The following is a 17,363-nucleotide window of genomic DNA, read 5'->3' on the forward strand; positions in this document are numbered from 1 at the left end:
TAAAAAACCTCTCTATTTAGTCGAATTTAAAAAGCTGGAATTAGCTTGTAATTGTTCAAAAAACCATTTCACAATAAAGTCAAAATGCGGAATCAGTTGAGACTCTTTCCATAATTCCGTTTGACTCGCTGATGAGAAGGTATCTAAGAAGAATAAGATTGCCGCAACAATCAGAATACCGCGCAATGCGCCGAAAGCACCGCCTAATACGCGATCGGTTGCAGATAACCCCGTCGTATCAATTAACTTGCTTAACAGTGCGGTAATAATGCCGCATACAATCAATGTAAGTATGAAAAGTACTGCGGCGGCAACACCGTTACGTAGATATTCCGAATTTTGAAGATATACCGAATTTACTTGTGTGAGATAGCTACTAAGGTAAGGATAAAAACCGCTTGCCACAAAAAACGCTACAACCCAACCGGCAAGTGAAAGCACTTCGCTAATAAATCCTCGCCAAAGACTGACTAAGATGGAAAATGCAATTAATCCGATTACAATAATATCAACCATAAAAACCTCTAAAGGTTAAGAACCTATATTCTACAAAAAAAGAAAACGTTTGCGTAGAGCAAACATCGTAAAAAACGCATAATATATGCCAAAAAATTTACAAGCGGTTCAAATTTGCAAAAATTTTATCATATTCGACCGCTTGCCTCTTTTAGGCTAATCCGCATTATATCCTATATCTTCTAAGGTCGGGTTATTTGCTCCCGCCTTAGCCAACTCATCGCAAATTTCATTTTCACGATGACCCGAATGGCCTTTTACCCAAGTCCATTCGATTTTATGACGTTGAATCTCTTGATCCAATGCGATCCACAGCTCTTTATTTTTAACCGGCTTACCGTTAGCGGTTTTCCAGTTGTTTTTCTTCCAGTTAAAAATCCATTTGGTAATGCCGTCTTTCATATATTGGCTGTCCGAATTCAACTGTACTTGACAAGGCTCTTTTAACATTGCCAACGCTTCAATCACCGCACGCAATTCCATACGATTATTGGTCGTCTGCAAGTAACCCTTGCTGACTTGCTTCTCGTGTCCGTTATAACGTAATACAATGCCGATTCCGCCTTTGCCGGGATTGCCCAAGCAAGATCCGTCCGTAAATATTTCAACTAATTTCATTTGCAAAACATTCTTAATTTTTGACCGCTTAATTTAAAAACTGATGAAAAAATTAAAGCCCCAAAGCATAAACTATTGGGGCTTTTGATTGATTCTAAGTTTTCTAAAGCATTAGATCAAGATTACTTTTTACCAAGTTGCGGTAATACGTTATTTTGAACGGATAATAAACCCGTTTCGGTATAGATACCTAATTTACCGCGCGTATCCACGATATCTAAGTTACGCATAGTTAATTGACCGATACGATCCGCCGGTGTAAACGGTGCATCTTCTACTTTTTCCATACTTAAACGTTCCGCTTCGTAAGTTAAGTTTGGTGACTCGGTATTTAAAATGGTGAAGTCGTTACCACGGCGTAATTCTAAAGTTACTGTACCGGTAATCGCTTTCGCCACCCAACGTTGCGCCGTTTCACGTAACATTAATGCTTGCGGATCGAACCAACGACCTTGGTAAAGTAAACGGCCTAAACGTAAACCGTTAATGCGGTATTGTTCGATTGTATCTTCGTTATGGATACCGGTTACTAAACGCTCGTAAGCGATGTGTAATAACGCCATCCCCGGTGCTTCATAGATACCGCGAGATTTCGCTTCGATAATACGGTTTTCGATTTGATCCGACATACCTAAACCGTGGCGACCGCCGATACGGTTTGCTTCTAAAATTAATTCAACCGCGTCTTCGATACGTTTACCGTTTAATGCTACCGGCACACCTTCTTCGAAGGTTACCGAAACGGTTTCAGGTTTAATTTCTACAGATTCGTCCCAGAATGCTACGCCCATAATCGGTTTTACAATTTTCATACCGGTGCTTAATTCTTCTAAGTCTTTCGCTTCGTGAGTCGCACCTAACATATTTGAGTCTGTCGAGTATGCTTTTTCTACCGACATTTTATAGTCGAAACCGTTCTCGATTAAGAATTGAGACATTTCGAAACGGCCGCCAAGCTCATCAATGAAAAGTTGGTCTAACCAAGGTTTGTAGATTTTTAATTTCGGGTTGGTTAATAAGCCGTAACGATAGAAACGCTCGATATCGTTACCTTTAAAAGTTGAACCGTCCCCCCAAATGTTTACGTCATCTTCTTTCATCGCCGCAACAAGCATTGTACCGGTTACCGCACGACCAAGCGGTGTTGTATTGAAATACGGAATACCGCCAGTTGAAATATGGAACGCACCGCATTGAATCGCTGCAATACCTTCGTGTGCCAATTGCGCACGGCAGTCGATTAAACGTGCGTTTTCCGCACCGTATTCCATCGCTTTTTTCGGAATTGCGTTGTAATCGTCTTCATCCGGCTGACCTAAGTTTGCAGTGTAAGCGTAAGGCACCGCACCTTTTTTACGCATCCAAAGTAATGCTGCTGAAGTATCTAAACCGCCTGAAAATGCGATACCTACTTTTTGACCTAACGGGAGAGATTCTAAAATTGTTGCTGACATACGAATTCCTATAAATTTTAAAACATAAAAGAAAACTGACGCAAACGGTTGCATTTGTGCCATTCCGTCTATTCTAGTTCAATTTCGTAAAAATTACATCTAAAATTTCGGCGGAAATACGCTAACAAGACGGAATAACATCGTAAATACCGAGCAAGCGGTCAAATTTCCTTAATTTTTTACCGAAAATTTGCATTAAAAAATGTTAAACTGATACGTAATTTATTTTAAAGGTTGATATAGATGAAAAAAATTCTCGTGATTCGCAACGATAAAATCGGCGATTTTATGGTTTGCTTTCCGGCATTCGCTATGCTGAAACAATCTATGCCGAATGTAGAAATTACCGCATTAGTACCGAGTTACACTGCGCCGCTCGCCGAACTCTGCCCTTCGATTGATAACATTATTATCGATACTCCTAACAAAAAAGATAAAACCGAATTTAATCGCGTTTTACAAGCGGTCAAAAATGCGCAATTTGATGCGGTGATCTGTTTTGTTTCCGATTGGTACAATGCCAAACTGACTTGGAAAAGCGGCATTAAACATCGCCTTGCGCCGGCAACTAAAGTCTTTCAATTTTTATATAACCAGCGTTTAACGCAACGCCGTTCTCAATCAGCAAAAGCGGAAAGCGAATATAATCTCGATTTGGCGCGTGCTTTTCTACAAAAACACCGTATTGCGGTGGTTGAGCCTAACCCGCCTTACTTACAATTCAGCGAAGCCCAGCTTACGCAACAAAAAGCCAAATTAGCAAAAAATCTGCAAATTTCGACCGCTTGTAAATGGCTGTTTGTGCATGCGTCCACCGGCGGTTCGGCAACCAGCTTATCGATTGAGCAATATGCGCAAATGCTTAATGGTATTGCGAGCGAAACCAATTGTGAAATCGTGCTGACAGCCGGTAAAGGCGAAAGCGAGAAGGCGTATCAGTTAGCCGCACAGATTACCGCAACCAAAGCGGTGGTGTACGATAAAAATGACGGTTTACAAGATTTTGCTCGCTCGATTGCTTGTGCCGATCTGTTTATTGCCGGTTCGACCGGACCGCTGCATATCGCCGGTGCATTGAATGTCGCAACTATCGGCTTTTACCCGAGCCGATTATCGGCATTGCCTCGCCGTTGGCGCCCGATTAATGAAGAAGGCAAACATTTAGCCTTTATGCCGCCGGAAGCGAAAGAAAAAGCGCAACAAATGAATTTGGGCTTAATCTCCATACCCGAGGCTCTCAAAACTATTGTGCCTTTTGTAAAGAATATTTAGCATTCATAAGAATTGTTTAATAAATAGCTAGAAAGTCAAAAGTCTGTTAAAATGACAAGTCTTTTTTAATTGAAGTGAACTTAATAACAATATGCTAAAAAAATTACTCTCCCTTTTATTGCTGTTCCCAAGTTTAGCAATGGCACAATCTTACGTCGTGTATGATTTTACCCATGATAGAATTTTGGAAAGCCGTGCCGCAAATAATGTACAACCTATTGCTTCCGTTACTAAATTGATGACGGCGAATATTTTCTTAGAAAATAATAAAAACAAAAATTGCAGTGCCTCTATTTCCGATCAAGATTTTGATCATATTAAAGGAACCGGTACAAAGTTACCGAAACATACGCCGATTGCTTGTGACGAATTGTTAAAAGCGATGCTAGTCCATTCGGATAATTATGCCGCCCATGCGCTTTCTCGTTCCGCCGGTATGAGCCGTGCGCAATTTATCCAAAAGATGAACCAAAAAGCACAGCAACTAGGTATGCGTTCGACACGTTTTAGCGACAGTTCCGGTTTATCCAGTGCGAATATTTCCAGTGCGCTGGATTTGGTCAAACTGGCAAAATATTCGCTTAACAATGCCAAAATTCAAGAACTTTCCAATACGAAAGCGGCTTACGTACGAGCAGGCAAACGTAACGTTTTTATGCAAAATACCAGTGCCTTAGTACGTGAAGAACTGTTCGATGCGGCGATTAATAAAACCGGTTATATTCGTGAGTCCGGCTATAACTTGGTGTTTGTCAATAAACATCAATGCAATCATGCGACCATCGGTGTCATCAGCTTGAATAATCGCAGCTCCGCTACCCGTTCAACCTTTACCAAAAACAAATTGGAACAGTACGGTTGCGTTTCCTTAGCTAAGGAAGATTTCAATTATCACGAAGAAGAAGATATTTAAGAAAAAGACCGCTTGTGCATGATCAGCATTACAAGCGGTCTTTTTTTGGCAATTTTTTGCAATTAGTTACGCGTTCTGTTCCAAAGATCCGCATATTTAACGAAAGTCGAATGGGCGGAAAGCACCGCTAACAGAAAGCCTTGTTTACCGTCTAAAAAGCCGGCTTTTAGCAAGTACATTTTCACAAAACAGCCTAAAGCGTGTGTTACGCCGTCTAATAAACTCGCAGTTTTACCTGCATTTTGTCGCTGAATTGCCCATGCTTTTGCATAACTTGCCGATTTCACTAAATAGTGATGAATATCTTTATAAGTAAAATGCAGTAAATCGCCGGTTAATTTTTTCACCGTAGCATTTTTCGGATAATGCACTTTTTCATGCACCAATTCCTCACCGTATTTCGCAAAATCGGTACGATACAAACGCACCACATAATCAGGATACCATCCCGAATGGCGAATTTGTTTGCCGAATACTTCGCTTAAACGACTTACTTGATAGACGGTATTTTCTTCATTTTTTTCGACCGCTTGTAAAATGCTCCGTTTTAATTCGGGTGTTACCCGTTCATCCGCATCCAGCCATAAAACATAATCGCTTGTCACATACTGCTGAGCTAATCGGCGTTGTTTGCCAAAGCCTTGCCAGTCGCTATTGACATAGACCTTTGCACCGAAACTTTCGGCGATTTGTACGGTTTCGTCACTACTACCGCTATCCAGCACAATAATTTCATTTACCCAACCTTGCACGGTTTCAAGACATTTCGCTAAATCTTGAGCCTCGTTTTTTACAATCATCGCAACACTTAACGTCGGCATAATCTTTCCTTTTTCGGTTTATTTTGTTTGTCGTTCATTGCATTTTACTTTAAAATTCGCCTCTTTTGTGCTATTTTCTACGCCAAATTTTATTCACAAACAAACCACAGGTTTAAAAACAATGTCTATTACATTAACAACGAAACAAAAACAATTTTTAAAAGGTTTAGCACACCACTTAAGTCCGGTTGTCATGCTTGGCGGCAACGGCTTAACCGAAGGCGTGTTGGCTGAAATCGAAAACGCATTAGATCATCACGAATTAATTAAAGTAAAAATTTCAGGTGCGGAGCGTGAAACCAAACAATTAATCATCGATGCGATTGTGCGTGAAACAAAAGCCGTTCCGGTTCAAACCATCGGTCACGTTCTCGTGCTTTACCGCCAAAGCGAAGAGAAAAAAATCAGTTTACCTAAAGCAACTAAAGCCGTTTCATAATTTATTTTTATTCAAATCTGACCGCTTGTAAGCGGTCTTTTTTATGAGGAAATTTTCCGTGGTTAAAAAACTCTCGATTTTCACGTCTTTGATGTTGCTTATCCCGTTATTCACTTGGGCGACCGGTTGGAAGTGGACCTTCGGCGGTATGGATTACCACCTTTATGATCTTGATTTCTGGTTATTTTTCTTAACCGAAACTGGCTCCACCCCTTACGCATTAATTACCTGCGTCCTCTTTATGCTTTGGTTAATGTGGCTGACTCGTAAACATTATTCGTGGTTTTTAGTCGGATTTATTTGTGCCGGATCCGTAGTCGGTACGCAAATCATCAAAGAAGGGGCGAAAGCGGTGTTTAAAGAGCCTCGCCCGTTTGTAACGGAAATGTTCCAAGCACAAACGGAACAATTTTATGCCCTACCGGAAGCGGAACAAGCTCAAGCGGTATTAACCCTTGCGGAAAAAACGCATCCGAATGATGCGGATTTTGTCGTCTCACACCAAGCCGGCGAATTAGGTTATTCCTTCCCTTCCGGTCATACCATTTTTGCCGTTTCTTGGTTATTGGTTTTCGGCGGATTACTCTTCGGTTTAAGCGGCAAAGCGGTCGTTTTTGCGCAAATTTTTACCATTTTATGGGCAGGTTTGATGTTGATCAGCCGCTTACGTTTGGGAATGCATTATCCTATTGATTTGTTTGTCAGTACGTTAATTGCTTGGTTATTCCACATTATCGTATTTGTTTGGGTAATTCCTTTCCTAGAAACCTTTAAAATCTTTCAAAAACGAGGTTAATTATGGCTGTTTATTACGGTTTAGATGTAGGCGGTACGAAAATTGAGTTGGCGGCATTTAATGCTCAACTGGAAAAACTGTATAGCGAGCGAGTGCCGACACCGCAAACCAATTATGAAGATTGGTTGAATACGGTGGAAACCTTAGTGCTTAACGCCGATCAAAAATTCGGTGAGCAAGGTTCCGTCGGTTTAGGCTTACCCGGTTTCGTAAACCGTGAAACCGGTATTGCGGAAATCACCAATATTCGTGTTGCCGACGGTAAAGCGATTTTAAAAGATTTAAGCGAGCGTTTAGGACGTGAAGTACGCGCGGAAAACGATGCAAACTGCTTTGCCCTTTCGGAAGCGTGGGATCCGAATAACCAACAATTCTCAACCGTACTCGGTTTAATTATTGGCACTGGTTTCGGCGGCGGCTTTGTGTTTGACGGAAAAATTCATTCCGGCAGAATCGGTATGGCGGGCGAAGTCGGTCATATGCAACTCAATTATCACGCTTTAAAACTATTAGGTTGGGATAAGGCGCCGATTTATGATTGCGGTTGTGGGAACCGAGCTTGTTTAGATACTTATATTTCCGGTCGCGGTTTCGAGATGCTATTTAGAGATTTGGTCGGTGAAACGATTTCGGCGAAAGAAATTATCGAACGTTTCTATCAAAAAGAGTCGAAAACTATCGAATTTGTGGATAAATACATCGAATTAATGGCAATCAGTATCGGTAATCTGATCACGATTCTTGATCCGGATATGATCGTATTCGGCGGCGGTTTATCTAATTTTGATCATATTTATGAGGCATTGCCAAAAGCACTTCCTCCGCATTTAATGCGTAGTGCCAAAGTGCCGGTCTTTAAAAAAGCGATTCACGGCGACTCGGGCGGTACTCGTGGTGCGGCGGCACTCTTCTTAAAATAATTTGTTTTTACCGAATACATGGGACTTCCCGTGTATTCTTTTTATATAGGAAAGTATTATGCTAAACATTACTCCGATTCCGGCGCTCTCCGATAATTACATTTGGGCGATTCAAAAAGATAATGACGTGATTATTGTCGATCCGTCAGATGCCGTTCCCGTATTGGCGTTTATTGCAAAAAATCAGCTAAATTTGACCGCTATTTTATTAACGCATAATCATCACGATCACACCGACGGTATGCCGGAATTACTCTCACGTTATCCGCAATTATCGGTTTACGGCCCGCAAGAAGTCGCACAATTTGCTAATCGGATTGTGCAACCTGAAGATCATCTCACTTTATTTGATTATGATGTCCGAGTGATTGAAAGTGCCGGTCATACCGCTCAGCACGTCAGCTATTTATTCGGTAACGAATACCTATTCTGTGGTGATGCGTTATTCTCCGGCGGCTGCGGTCGTGTCTTTACCGGTAATTATCAAGCGCAATTTGATGCGTTGCAACGTTTTAAAGCGTTACCGGAATTTGTCGAAATCTTCCCTGCGCATGAATATACGTTAAGCAATCTAAAATTCGCCGAAGCGGTTTTAGCGCCGAGTTGCGCTCTGTTTGAAATTCAAGAACGTGCGGAAATCTTAAGATCCCGCAATCAGCCTACACTTCCGACAACGTTGGAAAGAGAGCTGCAAATCAACCCGTTCTTACAAGCGGTCGATTTAGATCAATTTATTGCATTACGCCACCAAAAAGATAATTTCTAATCCATAATCAACGGGAAATAAAGCTTTCCCGTTTATTTCTCCTCCTGCCAAACTTTTTATTTTTTATACTGTCAATTCCTCCTGTATCTATCTTAGAATCTTATCCTATGATATAGTTATCTTCATTTGTATTAATGATTAATTTACTATCTAACTAAAGCGAGAACTCCTGTGAATTTTGATCCTCAAAAGATGCCTCAACATGTTGCGATTATCATGGACGGTAACGGTCGTTGGGCTAAACAACAAGGGAAATTACGTGTTTTCGGTCATCAAAACGGTGTGAAAGCGGTACGTTCCGCGGTAAGTTTTGCTGCCAAACACGGGATTAAAGTTTTAACGCTTTACGCTTTCAGTAGTGAAAATTGGAGCCGCCCCGAAGCGGAAGTTTCCGCACTGATGGCTTTGTTTATGCGGGCATTGGATTCCGAAGTAAAAAAGCTGCATAAAAATAATATTCGTTTGAATATTATCGGTAATAAGAGTGCTTTTAGTGAAAGTTTACAGAAACGTATCGCCGAATCGGAAAAACTTACGGAAAATAATACGGGTCTGATTCTCAATATCGCTGCGAACTACGGTAGCCATTGGGATATCACGCAAGCCGCTCAACAACTTGCTATAAAAGTAAAATTAGGCGAAATAACGGTTTCGGACATCACGCCGGAACGTTTACAAAATGCATTGGTAACAGGCACGCAACCTCTGGTCGATTTATTAATCAGAACCAGCGGAGAGCAACGTATCAGCAACTTTTTATTATGGCAAATCGCTTATGCGGAGTTGGTTTTCAGCCCCGTATTATGGCCGGATTTTAATGATGACTCTTTTAGTGAAGCCATCATTGCTTATCAACAACGTGATCGTCGTTTCGGCGGTTGTTAATAAAATAATTATAAGGATTTTTTAATGCTTAAAGAACGAGTACTTTCTGCGATTGTGATGGTTATTGCCGTCTTAGCAGGTATCTTCTTACTTTCTCCGCTCCCTCTTACCATTGCCTTAGCCGCAATTATTACCGCTGCAATGTGGGAATGGGCGCAATTTGCCGGCTTTAAACGTTCATTACCTAGAGCGGTTGTGGCATTCGTTACGGTTTGTTTATTTATCTTATTAATTTTCGCCAATACCAACTACATTAGAGCGGCTCGTTTCCTAACGGACGAAACCGTTCCGCTCCTGTTTATTTCATGCGTCTGGTGGTTAATCGCCTTTATTTTAGTCGTCACTTATCCTCGTTCCGCAAATGTTTGGGCAAAATCCGTTATTGCTAAATTTATTTTCGGGTTCTGTACGCTTATTCCCTTCTTTATTGCTGCGCTCGCGTTACGTTTTAATAATTATGCGGTAGATGAATTCCAAGGAACTTATTTATTACTTTATGTTTGTTTACTGGTTTGGGGAGCCGATTCCGGAGCCTATTTCTTCGGCCGAGCATTCGGTAAACATAAACTTGCGCCGAAAGTTTCGCCGGGAAAATCTTGGGAAGGTGCAATCGGCGGTTTGATTACTTCGTGCGTGATCGCATTCCTTTTCTTAGAACTGGCACCGAGCGATGTATTCGGACGTGAATTATCCACCGTACCCTTTATTTTAGTTTCCGTCGCAACGGTTGCAATTTCCGTATTAGGCGATTTGGCGGAAAGTATGTTTAAACGCCAAGCGAATATTAAAGACAGCAGCAATTTAATTCCGGGACACGGCGGTATTTTAGATCGAATTGACAGCTTAACTGCGGCGATTCCGTTCTTTGCCACTTTCTTTTTCTTTGTATTATAGGATGTTATGACCTCTGTTATTGCATTTTTCATCTTAATTTGCGTACTGGTTTTTGTACATGAATACGGTCACTTTTGGGCTGCTCGTAAATGCGGCGTCAAAGTGATCCGTTTTTCGATCGGCTTTGGAAAAGTGCTGTTTAAAAAGACCGACAAACACGGCACCGAATTTGCGTTTTCATTAATTCCGCTCGGCGGCTATGTACAAATGTATAACGGAGAAAACGAACATCAAGCTCGCGCAGATCAAACTTTAGCAAGTAAATCCGTTTTACAACGTGCCTTTATTATTGTTGCCGGTCCGTTAGCCAATTTTATATTTGCGATATTGGCTTACTGGTTGGTATTTGCGAACGGCATACCGACTCTAAAACCGGTTACCGGACAGATTTTACCGGATACGATTGCCTCACAAGCAAAGTTACCGACCGAATTTGAAATTAAACGCGTCGCTTCGCACAACGTACAAGATTGGGAGGAAACGACGCTTGCGTTAATCGGTTATGTCGGTTCCGATCGTGTAGAAGTTGAAGGCAGTCTGGTCGGTGAAGACCGTTTACAACGTTTCTATTTGGATTTATCCAATTGGAATGTGGACGGAAATAAAGAAAATCCATTAACTACGCTCGGAATCAGAACAAAAAGCAGTATCGTTAAACCGGAAATTAAACAAGTTATCGAAAATTCACCGGCGGCAAAAGCCGGATTACAAGCCGGTGATAAAATAGTCAGCGTGAATCAAACACCTTTCGATTGGGCAGATTTGGTTAAACAGGTTCAAACCGGTCAAATACTCGAATTAACCGTCGAGAAGTCCGGTAATACTTATCGATATTCTCTGCAACCGGATAAAAAAGACGATCGCTATTTTATCGGTATCGTCCCGAGCTACGAGCCTCTAGCGGATAAGTATCGAACCGAATTAAAATATGATATTCTAGCCGCTTTATGGAAAAGCGTTGAAAAAGTAGGCGCGTTGGTTAAAACCATTCTACAATTTATCGGGAACTTAATTACCGGCGAATTATCATTAAAAAATATGGGCGGTCCTATTTCAATGGCTAAAGGTGCGGGAGCAACCGCCGAAATAGGTTGGGTTTACTATATCAGTTTTATGGCGCTGATTAGTGTCAATCTTGGCGTAATGAATTTATTCCCAATCTTACCGCTAGACGGAGGACAACTTATTTTACTTGGTGCGGAAGCCGTTAGAGGAAAACCGCTCGCTGAAAAATTCCAATTACGTTTTCAACAAATCGGTGTATTCTTCGTACTAAGTTTAATGGCTTTTGCCTTTATGAATGATCTCATTCACTTTTAATTCCAGGTTATAAGCGGTCGATTCCGCTGATAATTTTGCAAACATTCATAGGATAATTTCAATGAAAAAATTCTTACTTTCTTCTCTTTTAATTGCAAACGGTGTGGTCGCAGCACCTTTTGTCGTTAAAGATATTCGTGTTGACGGCGTACACGCCGAAACAGGTCAGGCTATCATTTCTTCGTTACCGGTGAAAGTCGGTCAAACGGCTACGGATAATGATGTCGCAAACGTGGTAAGACAACTTTTCGAACAAAATCGCTTTGATGACGTCCGAGCGACACGAGAAGGTAATACCTTAGTCATTAAAGTTGCCGAGCGACCTTTCATCAATAGCGTTGATGTCGAAGGTAACAGTGCTATTCCGAAAGAGCCGTTACAGGAAAACTTAAAGGCGAACCTTATCACTAAAGGTGAACTCTATGACGCTGCAAAATTAGAAGGTTTTAAACAAGGCTTACTTGATCATTACCATTCTATCGGTCGCTATGAAGCTAAAATCGATACGACAACAACTCGCAACGAAAACGGCGGTATTAACATTAAATTAAATATTACCGAGGGCGAAGTCGCTTACGTTAAAAATATAAAATTCGAAGGCAATCAAGTATTTACCGATAAAGAATTAACTAAACCGTTAGATATTCAGCCGGACGTATCTTGGTGGAATATTTTTGAAAGCAGTAAATTCGAGCAACAGGCTTATAATAAAGATTTGGAAACGTTACGCGATTATTATTTAAATCGCGGTTACGCTCAATTTGCATTGCAAGATACCGATGTAACCTTTAACGATAAAAAAACCGAAGTGGATCTTACTTACAAAATTCACGAAGGCGTACAATATAATATTAGCGACATTCGTATCATCGGTAATACGGCAAAACTCGATAACGAATTAAATACGTTATTAAAAGACTTCGAACCGGGTCAATTATTCCGTAAAAGCGAATTGGTCGAGATCGAAGAAGGTATTAAACAAATACTCGGCGAACATGGTTTCGGCTCGGCAAAAGTCGATTTATATCCTAAATTCAACGAGCAAGATAAAACGGTACAAATTAACTTTATCGTTGATGCCGGTCGTCGTATTTACGTACGCAAAATCCGCTTTGAAGGCAATGATGTAACGGCGGATTCAACCTTACGTCGCGAAATGCGCCAACAAGAAGGTGCGTGGCTATCCACTACGAATGCGGCATTAGGTAAATCTCGTTTAGAACGTACCGGCTTCTATGAAACCGTCGATATGACGATGCCGACCGTTCAAAATACCGATGACCAAGTGGATTTAGTCTATAAAATTAAAGAGCGTAATACCGGTTCGATTAACTTCGGTATCGGTTACGGTACGGAAAGCGGTATCAGCTACCAAGCGGGTATCAAACAAGACAACTTCTTGGGGATGGGTTCGACCGTCAGCTTAAGCGGTACGCGTAATGACTACGGCACAAGCGTAAACTTAGGTTACACCGAACCGTACTTCACTAAAGACGGCGTAAGTTTAGGCGGTAACGTTTTCTACGAAGATTACGATAACTCGAACAGCGACACCTCTGCGGCTTATAAACGTCAAACTTACGGTATTAACGGTACGCTAGGCTTCCCGGTAAATGAAAGCAACTCATATTACCTAGGCTTAGGTTATACGCACGATAAGTTAAAAAATGTCAAACGAGAATTTACTCGTGAAAAATACGTGAAATCGATGAACTTCCCAATTATTGACGGCAGTAATCGTTATGAGCGTATTAAAGCGGACGATTTTGATTTCTCATTCGGCTGGAACTACAATAGCTTAAACCGCGGGTATTTTCCAACCGAAGGTACTACCGCAAATATCGGCGGTAAAGTGACGATTCCGGGTTCCGATAATAAATATTATCGCTTAAATGCCGATTTTAGAAATTATTATCCGCTTAATCGTGAACACAAATGGGTTATTTCAACTAAAGCCGGTTTAGCTTATACCAAAGGTTTCGGCGGTAAAGAAGTGCCGTTCTATCAACTTTATTCGGCGGGCGGTATCGGCACATTGCGCGGTTTCGCATACGGTGCGATTGGTCCTAAAGCAATTTATTACTCTACGCAGAGTAATAAATTCACGAATGCAAGCGATGATGTCGTCGGCGGTAATGCAATGGCAAATGCAAGTTTGGAATTAATCACCCCGACACCGTTTGTCAGTGATAAATATCAGCACAACGTACGTACGTCATTATTTGTAGATGCGGCAAGCGTATGGAATACGAAATGGAAAAAATCCGTATATCCGACATTACCGGATTATAAAGATTACAAACGTGTACGCGCTTCCGCCGGTATTGCGTTCCAATGGCAATCCCCGATCGGTCCTTTAGCGTTCTCTTATGCTAAACCGATTAAAAAATATGCGGGCGATGAAATCGAGCAATTCCAATTTAGTATCGGTAGCTCGTTCTAATCGATTAACAAGCGGTTAGATTTTGTCTATTTTTTGCAAAATTTTTGATAAATCCGACCGCTTATTTTCGTGCTACTCAGTACCGAATTAATTAAAAGAAATAAAGGATATCTAAATGAAAAAATTATTTAAAGCAGCAACAGTAACCGCAGCATTAGCAACCGCAGGCTTGGCTCAAGCAAGCGATACCATCGGTTTCGTAGATCCGAACTATTTACTGCAAAATCACCCTGTTGCCATTGATGCGGCACAGAAATTTGAAAAATTTATGAAAGAAGGCCAAAGTAAATTCGCCGACGAAGATAAAAAATTAGCGGAAGAAAATAAAGCCTTAACCGCAGAACGAAATAAACTTGAAAGCGATGCGAAAAAATTACAAGAAGAACAAACAAAAGTAGAAGCATCACTTAAGAAAAAATCCGCCGCATTAGAAAAAGATGCGCCGCGTTTACGCTCTAAAGAAATTCAAGCGCGTCAAAACGCAATCGAAGCGGAATATAAAGCGTTCCAAAACAAAGTTTCGGCAATCCAAAAACGTGAAGCCGACTTTGGTAAAAAAGCCGAAGCCTTCCAGAAAAAAGCGGACGCTTTCCAAGAAAAATTAAATAAAGCGCAACAAGAAGCCGGCGGTATGGATCCTCAAGCGGTACAAAAACAAGTGGTTGAGGAAATTAACGCAACAGTGAAAGAAGTGGCTAAATCAAAAGGTTATACTTTAGTATTACCACCGTCCGTTGCACTGTATGCGGAAGATGAAACCAAAGATATTACCGAAAAAGTGTTGGAAGCGTTAAAAGCGAAACACCCTGAAATTAAAATCGAACAACCGGTTGCAAATCCGGAGGTAAAAGCGGAAGAAGCTAAACCGGCAACCGACTCACCTCAAGCAGAAACAACCAAACCAGAAGAAGCGAAAAAATAATGGCTAATTTCCGTTTAATTGAACTTGCGGAGCAAATCGGCGGTACTCTAAGGGGTAACGCCGATTTGGCTATTTCTAGCATTGCCGCATTAGATAAAGCAAATTCGTCACAAATTACTTTTATTTCTAACGCAAAATATCGCCCTCAATTAGCACAATCTCAAGCCGGTGCGATTATTGTCAGCGAAGCGGATATCGAGTTTTGTGCGGAATCACAAAATCTTATTATCGTAAAGAATCCGTATGTCGCTTACGCATTATTGGCACAGTATATGGATTCGACGCCTAAAGCCGCTAACAGTATTTCACCTCACGCCGTTATTTCTTCGGAAGCAATTTTAGGCAATAATGTTTTCGTCGGTGCGAATGCGATGATTGAAAGCGGTGTAGAATTGGGAGATGACGTTATCATCGGTGCCGGATGTTTTATCGGTAAAAATACTAAAATCGGCGCACGTACTCAATTGTGGGCAAACGTATCGGTTTACCATAACGTCCGAATCGGTTCGGATTGTTTAATCCAATCCTCTGCGGTAATCGGCAGTGACGGCTTCGGTTATGCCAATGATAAAGGTCAATGGATTAAAATTCCGCAAACGGGCGGCGTGATTATCGGTAATCGTGTGGAAATCGGCGCTTGTACTTGTATTGACCGCGGTGCTTTGGATCCGACCGTTATCGAAGACAATGTAATTATCGACAATCTTTGTCAAATTGCGCATAATGTTCATATTGGTTTCGGTACGGCCGTTGCCGGTGGAGTAATTATGGCGGGTAGCCTGAAAGTAGGCAGATTCTGTCAAATCGGCGGTGCAAGCGTATTAAACGGTCATATGGAAATTTGTGACGGAGCCGTCATTACCGGTATGAGTATGGTGATGAAACCGATTACCGAAAAAGGAATCTACTCGTCTGGTATCCCTGCTCAAACCAATAAAGAATGGCGTAAAACCGCTGCGCTAACAATGAATATCGATGAGATGAACAAACGTTTAAAAGCGATTGAAAAACGTTTAGCTGAATAAGCATTTTTTATGGGCTTACCGCTGTAAGCCTTATTTTAGTTTATACATTTTATTATGAGGCCGAATTAATGACTATTGAAGTACAAGAAAATAGAGAACCTAAAATTATTGAAGTAACGGAAATTATGAAAATGTTACCTCATCGCTATCCTTTCTTACTTGTAGATCGTGTTATTGATTTTGAAGAAGGCAAATGGCTGAAAGCAATTAAAAACGTGACCGTAAACGAACCTTGTTTTACCGGTCACTTCCCTGAAAGTCCGATTTTCCCGGGCGTGCTTATTTTAGAAGCGATGGCGCAAGCAACCGGCGTATTAGCGGTCGCGACACACGGAAAAATGGCGCAAGACGAATTATATTATTTTGCGGCTATTGATAATGCTCGCTTTAAGCGTCCGGTCGTGCCGGGTGACCAACTTACATTCGAAGTTGAATTTTTAAAAGAAATGCGTGGTATCACTAAATTTACCGGAAAAGCTTTTGTTGATGGAAAACTAGTGTGCGAAGCCGATTTAATGTGTGCACGTAAATAATTAAACTCCAACCTCACGGGAGAAACTATGCGATTAATTGATTCAACTGCAAAAATCAGTCCTTTAGCCGTCGTTGAAGAAGGAGCGCAAATTGGCGCTCACGTCGAAATCGGCCCGTTTTCCGTTATCGGCAAAAATGTAAAAATCGGTGCAAAAACAATTATTCACTCTCATGTTGTGATTAACGGTCATACCGAAATCGGCGAACAAAATCAAATTTTCCAATTCGCCAGTATCGGGGAAATTAACCAAGATTTAAAATATCAAGGCGAACCGACTAAAGTGATTATCGGCAATCGTAACCGTATTCGCGAAAGCGTTACCATCCACCGCGGAACCGTGCAAGGCGGCGGTGTTACGCGTATCGGTAATGATAACCTGTTTATGATCAATACTCATATTGCGCACGACTGCTCTATCGGTAATCGTTGTATTATTGCCAATAACGGTACTTTAGCCGGTCATGTTACGTTAGACGATTTCGTTATCGTAGGCGGAATGTCGGCGATCCACCAATTCGTCGTTATCGGTTCACACGTAATGTTAGGCGGCGGTTCAATGGTTAGCCAAGACGTACCGCCATACGTAATGGCACAAGGAAACCATGCTCAACCGTTCGGGGTGAATTTGGAAGGTTTAAAACGTCGCGGCTTTGATAAGCCGGCGATGCACGCCATTCGTAATGCGTATAAATTAATTTATCGTAGCGGTAAGACAATTGAAGAAGCAATTCCGGAAATCGAACAATTTGCAGTAAACGAACCTGCCGTTCAGCTATTCCTAGATTTCTTTAAACGCTCGACTCGCGGTATTATTCGCTAATCGG

18 protein-coding genes are annotated in these 17,363 nt (G+C 41.3%); 14 read left to right on the top strand and 4 right to left on the bottom strand.

Annotated elements, in window-relative coordinates; translation table 11 throughout:
• Nucleotides 1-12: 12 nt before the first annotated feature.
• The 3 genes from DY200_RS04205 to argG form a co-directional block, all read right to left on the bottom strand.
• Nucleotides 13-516, bottom strand: a complete 504-nt coding sequence (locus DY200_RS04205; protein WP_005600518.1) for a CvpA family protein — start codon at nt 514-516, stop codon at nt 13-15.
• A gap of 156 nt (nt 517-672) precedes the next feature.
• Nucleotides 673-1,134, bottom strand: a complete 462-nt coding sequence (rnhA, locus tag DY200_RS04210; protein WP_005596479.1) for a ribonuclease HI — start codon at nt 1,132-1,134, stop codon at nt 673-675.
• Between the two features lie 122 nt (nt 1,135-1,256).
• A complete protein-coding gene (gene argG, locus DY200_RS04215) occupies nt 1,257-2,588 on the bottom strand; it encodes an argininosuccinate synthase (RefSeq protein WP_011848374.1) in 1,332 nt (443 codons plus the stop codon).
• Between the two features lie 243 nt (nt 2,589-2,831).
• Here argG and DY200_RS04220 point away from each other — a divergent pair, with 243 nt between their 5' ends.
• Both DY200_RS04220 and DY200_RS04225 read left to right on the top strand, forming a co-directional pair.
• On the top strand, nt 2,832-3,860 hold the full coding sequence (locus DY200_RS04220) for a glycosyltransferase family 9 protein (RefSeq protein WP_115587032.1): 1,029 nt from the start codon (nt 2,832-2,834) through the stop codon (nt 3,858-3,860).
• Nucleotides 3,861-3,951: 91 nt separating this feature from the next.
• Nucleotides 3,952-4,773, top strand: coding sequence for a D-alanyl-D-alanine carboxypeptidase family protein (locus DY200_RS04225; RefSeq protein WP_115587033.1), 822 nt, complete (start codon nt 3,952-3,954; stop codon nt 4,771-4,773).
• A 62-nt stretch (nt 4,774-4,835) separates the two neighbouring features.
• Here DY200_RS04225 and DY200_RS04230 read toward each other — a convergent pair whose 3' ends face one another.
• Nucleotides 4,836-5,594: a glycosyltransferase family 2 protein gene (locus DY200_RS04230; protein WP_115587034.1), complete on the bottom strand. Its 759-nt coding sequence runs from the start codon at nt 5,592-5,594 to the stop codon at nt 4,836-4,838.
• A gap of 121 nt (nt 5,595-5,715) precedes the next feature.
• Here DY200_RS04230 and yhbY point away from each other — a divergent pair, with 121 nt between their 5' ends.
• The 12 genes from yhbY (at nt 5,716) to lpxA (ending at nt 17,359) form a co-directional block, all read left to right on the top strand.
• Entirely contained in the window at nt 5,716-6,033 is a 318-nt protein-coding gene (yhbY, locus tag DY200_RS04235) for a ribosome assembly RNA-binding protein YhbY (RefSeq protein ID WP_115587035.1), read from the top strand.
• 91 nt (nt 6,034-6,124) lie between these two features.
• Nucleotides 6,125-6,829, top strand: coding sequence for a phosphatase PAP2 family protein (locus DY200_RS04240; protein ID WP_172539925.1), 705 nt, complete (start codon nt 6,125-6,127; stop codon nt 6,827-6,829).
• Between the two features lie 2 nt (nt 6,830-6,831).
• Nucleotides 6,832-7,749 (top strand): N-acetylglucosamine kinase, encoded by a 918-nt coding sequence (gene nagK, locus DY200_RS04245; protein WP_005596465.1) that lies wholly within the window; start codon nt 6,832-6,834, stop codon nt 7,747-7,749.
• 58 nt (nt 7,750-7,807) lie between these two features.
• Nucleotides 7,808-8,515: a hydroxyacylglutathione hydrolase gene (gene gloB, locus DY200_RS04250; protein ID WP_005611589.1), complete on the top strand. Its 708-nt coding sequence runs from the start codon at nt 7,808-7,810 to the stop codon at nt 8,513-8,515.
• A 171-nt stretch (nt 8,516-8,686) separates the two neighbouring features.
• A complete protein-coding gene (locus DY200_RS04255) occupies nt 8,687-9,400 on the top strand; it encodes an undecaprenyl pyrophosphate synthase (protein ID WP_005619022.1) in 714 nt (237 codons plus the stop codon).
• Nucleotides 9,401-9,424: 24 nt separating this feature from the next.
• Nucleotides 9,425-10,294, top strand: coding sequence for a phosphatidate cytidylyltransferase (locus tag DY200_RS04260; protein ID WP_005596459.1), 870 nt, complete (start codon nt 9,425-9,427; stop codon nt 10,292-10,294).
• A gap of 6 nt (nt 10,295-10,300) precedes the next feature.
• A complete protein-coding gene (gene rseP, locus DY200_RS04265; RefSeq protein ID WP_115587037.1) occupies nt 10,301-11,614 on the top strand; it encodes an RIP metalloprotease RseP in 1,314 nt (437 codons plus the stop codon).
• 61 nt (nt 11,615-11,675) lie between these two features.
• Complete coding sequence (bamA, locus tag DY200_RS04270; RefSeq protein ID WP_115587038.1) at nt 11,676-14,057, top strand: outer membrane protein assembly factor BamA; 2,382 nt, start codon at nt 11,676-11,678, stop codon at nt 14,055-14,057.
• Nucleotides 14,058-14,172: 115 nt separating this feature from the next.
• Entirely contained in the window at nt 14,173-14,979 is an 807-nt protein-coding gene (locus tag DY200_RS04275; RefSeq protein ID WP_115587039.1) for an OmpH/Skp family outer membrane protein, read from the top strand.
• Nucleotides 14,979-16,004, top strand: coding sequence for a UDP-3-O-(3-hydroxymyristoyl)glucosamine N-acyltransferase (gene lpxD, locus DY200_RS04280; protein ID WP_115587040.1), 1,026 nt, complete (start codon nt 14,979-14,981; stop codon nt 16,002-16,004). The genes DY200_RS04275 and lpxD overlap by 1 nt, the downstream gene beginning before the upstream one ends.
• A gap of 68 nt (nt 16,005-16,072) precedes the next feature.
• Nucleotides 16,073-16,537 carry a 3-hydroxyacyl-ACP dehydratase FabZ gene (fabZ, locus tag DY200_RS04285; protein ID WP_005596447.1) on the top strand — a complete coding sequence of 155 codons (465 nt, stop codon included), beginning with the start codon at nt 16,073-16,075 and terminating at the stop codon, nt 16,535-16,537.
• Nucleotides 16,538-16,564: 27 nt separating this feature from the next.
• Entirely contained in the window at nt 16,565-17,359 is a 795-nt protein-coding gene (lpxA, locus tag DY200_RS04290) for an acyl-ACP--UDP-N-acetylglucosamine O-acyltransferase (RefSeq protein ID WP_005616848.1), read from the top strand.
• Nucleotides 17,360-17,363 lie beyond the last annotated feature (4 nt).

Origin of the sequence: Actinobacillus lignieresii (genome assembly GCF_900444945.1) — a bacterium.
Taxonomy (GTDB): domain Bacteria; phylum Pseudomonadota; class Gammaproteobacteria; order Enterobacterales; family Pasteurellaceae; genus Actinobacillus; species Actinobacillus lignieresii.

Coding starts and splice junctions, on each gene's coding strand:
- gloB (WP_005611589.1), top strand. CDS start 7,808: ATGCTAAACATTACTCCGATTCCGGCGCTCTCCGATAATTACATTTGG.
- bamA (WP_115587038.1), top strand. CDS start 11,676: ATGAAAAAATTCTTACTTTCTTCTCTTTTAATTGCAAACGGTGTGGTC.
- nagK (WP_005596465.1), top strand. CDS start 6,832: ATGGCTGTTTATTACGGTTTAGATGTAGGCGGTACGAAAATTGAGTTG.
- DY200_RS04240 (WP_172539925.1), top strand. CDS start 6,125: ATGTTGCTTATCCCGTTATTCACTTGGGCGACCGGTTGGAAGTGGACC.
- DY200_RS04230 (WP_115587034.1), bottom strand. CDS start 5,594: ATGCCGACGTTAAGTGTTGCGATGATTGTAAAAAACGAGGCTCAAGAT.
- lpxD (WP_115587040.1), top strand. CDS start 14,979: ATGGCTAATTTCCGTTTAATTGAACTTGCGGAGCAAATCGGCGGTACT.
- DY200_RS04275 (WP_115587039.1), top strand. CDS start 14,173: ATGAAAAAATTATTTAAAGCAGCAACAGTAACCGCAGCATTAGCAACC.
- DY200_RS04220 (WP_115587032.1), top strand. CDS start 2,832: ATGAAAAAAATTCTCGTGATTCGCAACGATAAAATCGGCGATTTTATG.
- DY200_RS04205 (WP_005600518.1), bottom strand. CDS start 516: ATGGTTGATATTATTGTAATCGGATTAATTGCATTTTCCATCTTAGTC.
- rnhA (WP_005596479.1), bottom strand. CDS start 1,134: ATGAAATTAGTTGAAATATTTACGGACGGATCTTGCTTGGGCAATCCC.
- rseP (WP_115587037.1), top strand. CDS start 10,301: ATGACCTCTGTTATTGCATTTTTCATCTTAATTTGCGTACTGGTTTTT.
- fabZ (WP_005596447.1), top strand. CDS start 16,073: ATGACTATTGAAGTACAAGAAAATAGAGAACCTAAAATTATTGAAGTA.
- DY200_RS04225 (WP_115587033.1), top strand. CDS start 3,952: ATGCTAAAAAAATTACTCTCCCTTTTATTGCTGTTCCCAAGTTTAGCA.
- yhbY (WP_115587035.1), top strand. CDS start 5,716: ATGTCTATTACATTAACAACGAAACAAAAACAATTTTTAAAAGGTTTA.
- DY200_RS04260 (WP_005596459.1), top strand. CDS start 9,425: ATGCTTAAAGAACGAGTACTTTCTGCGATTGTGATGGTTATTGCCGTC.
- lpxA (WP_005616848.1), top strand. CDS start 16,565: ATGCGATTAATTGATTCAACTGCAAAAATCAGTCCTTTAGCCGTCGTT.
- argG (WP_011848374.1), bottom strand. CDS start 2,588: ATGTCAGCAACAATTTTAGAATCTCTCCCGTTAGGTCAAAAAGTAGGT.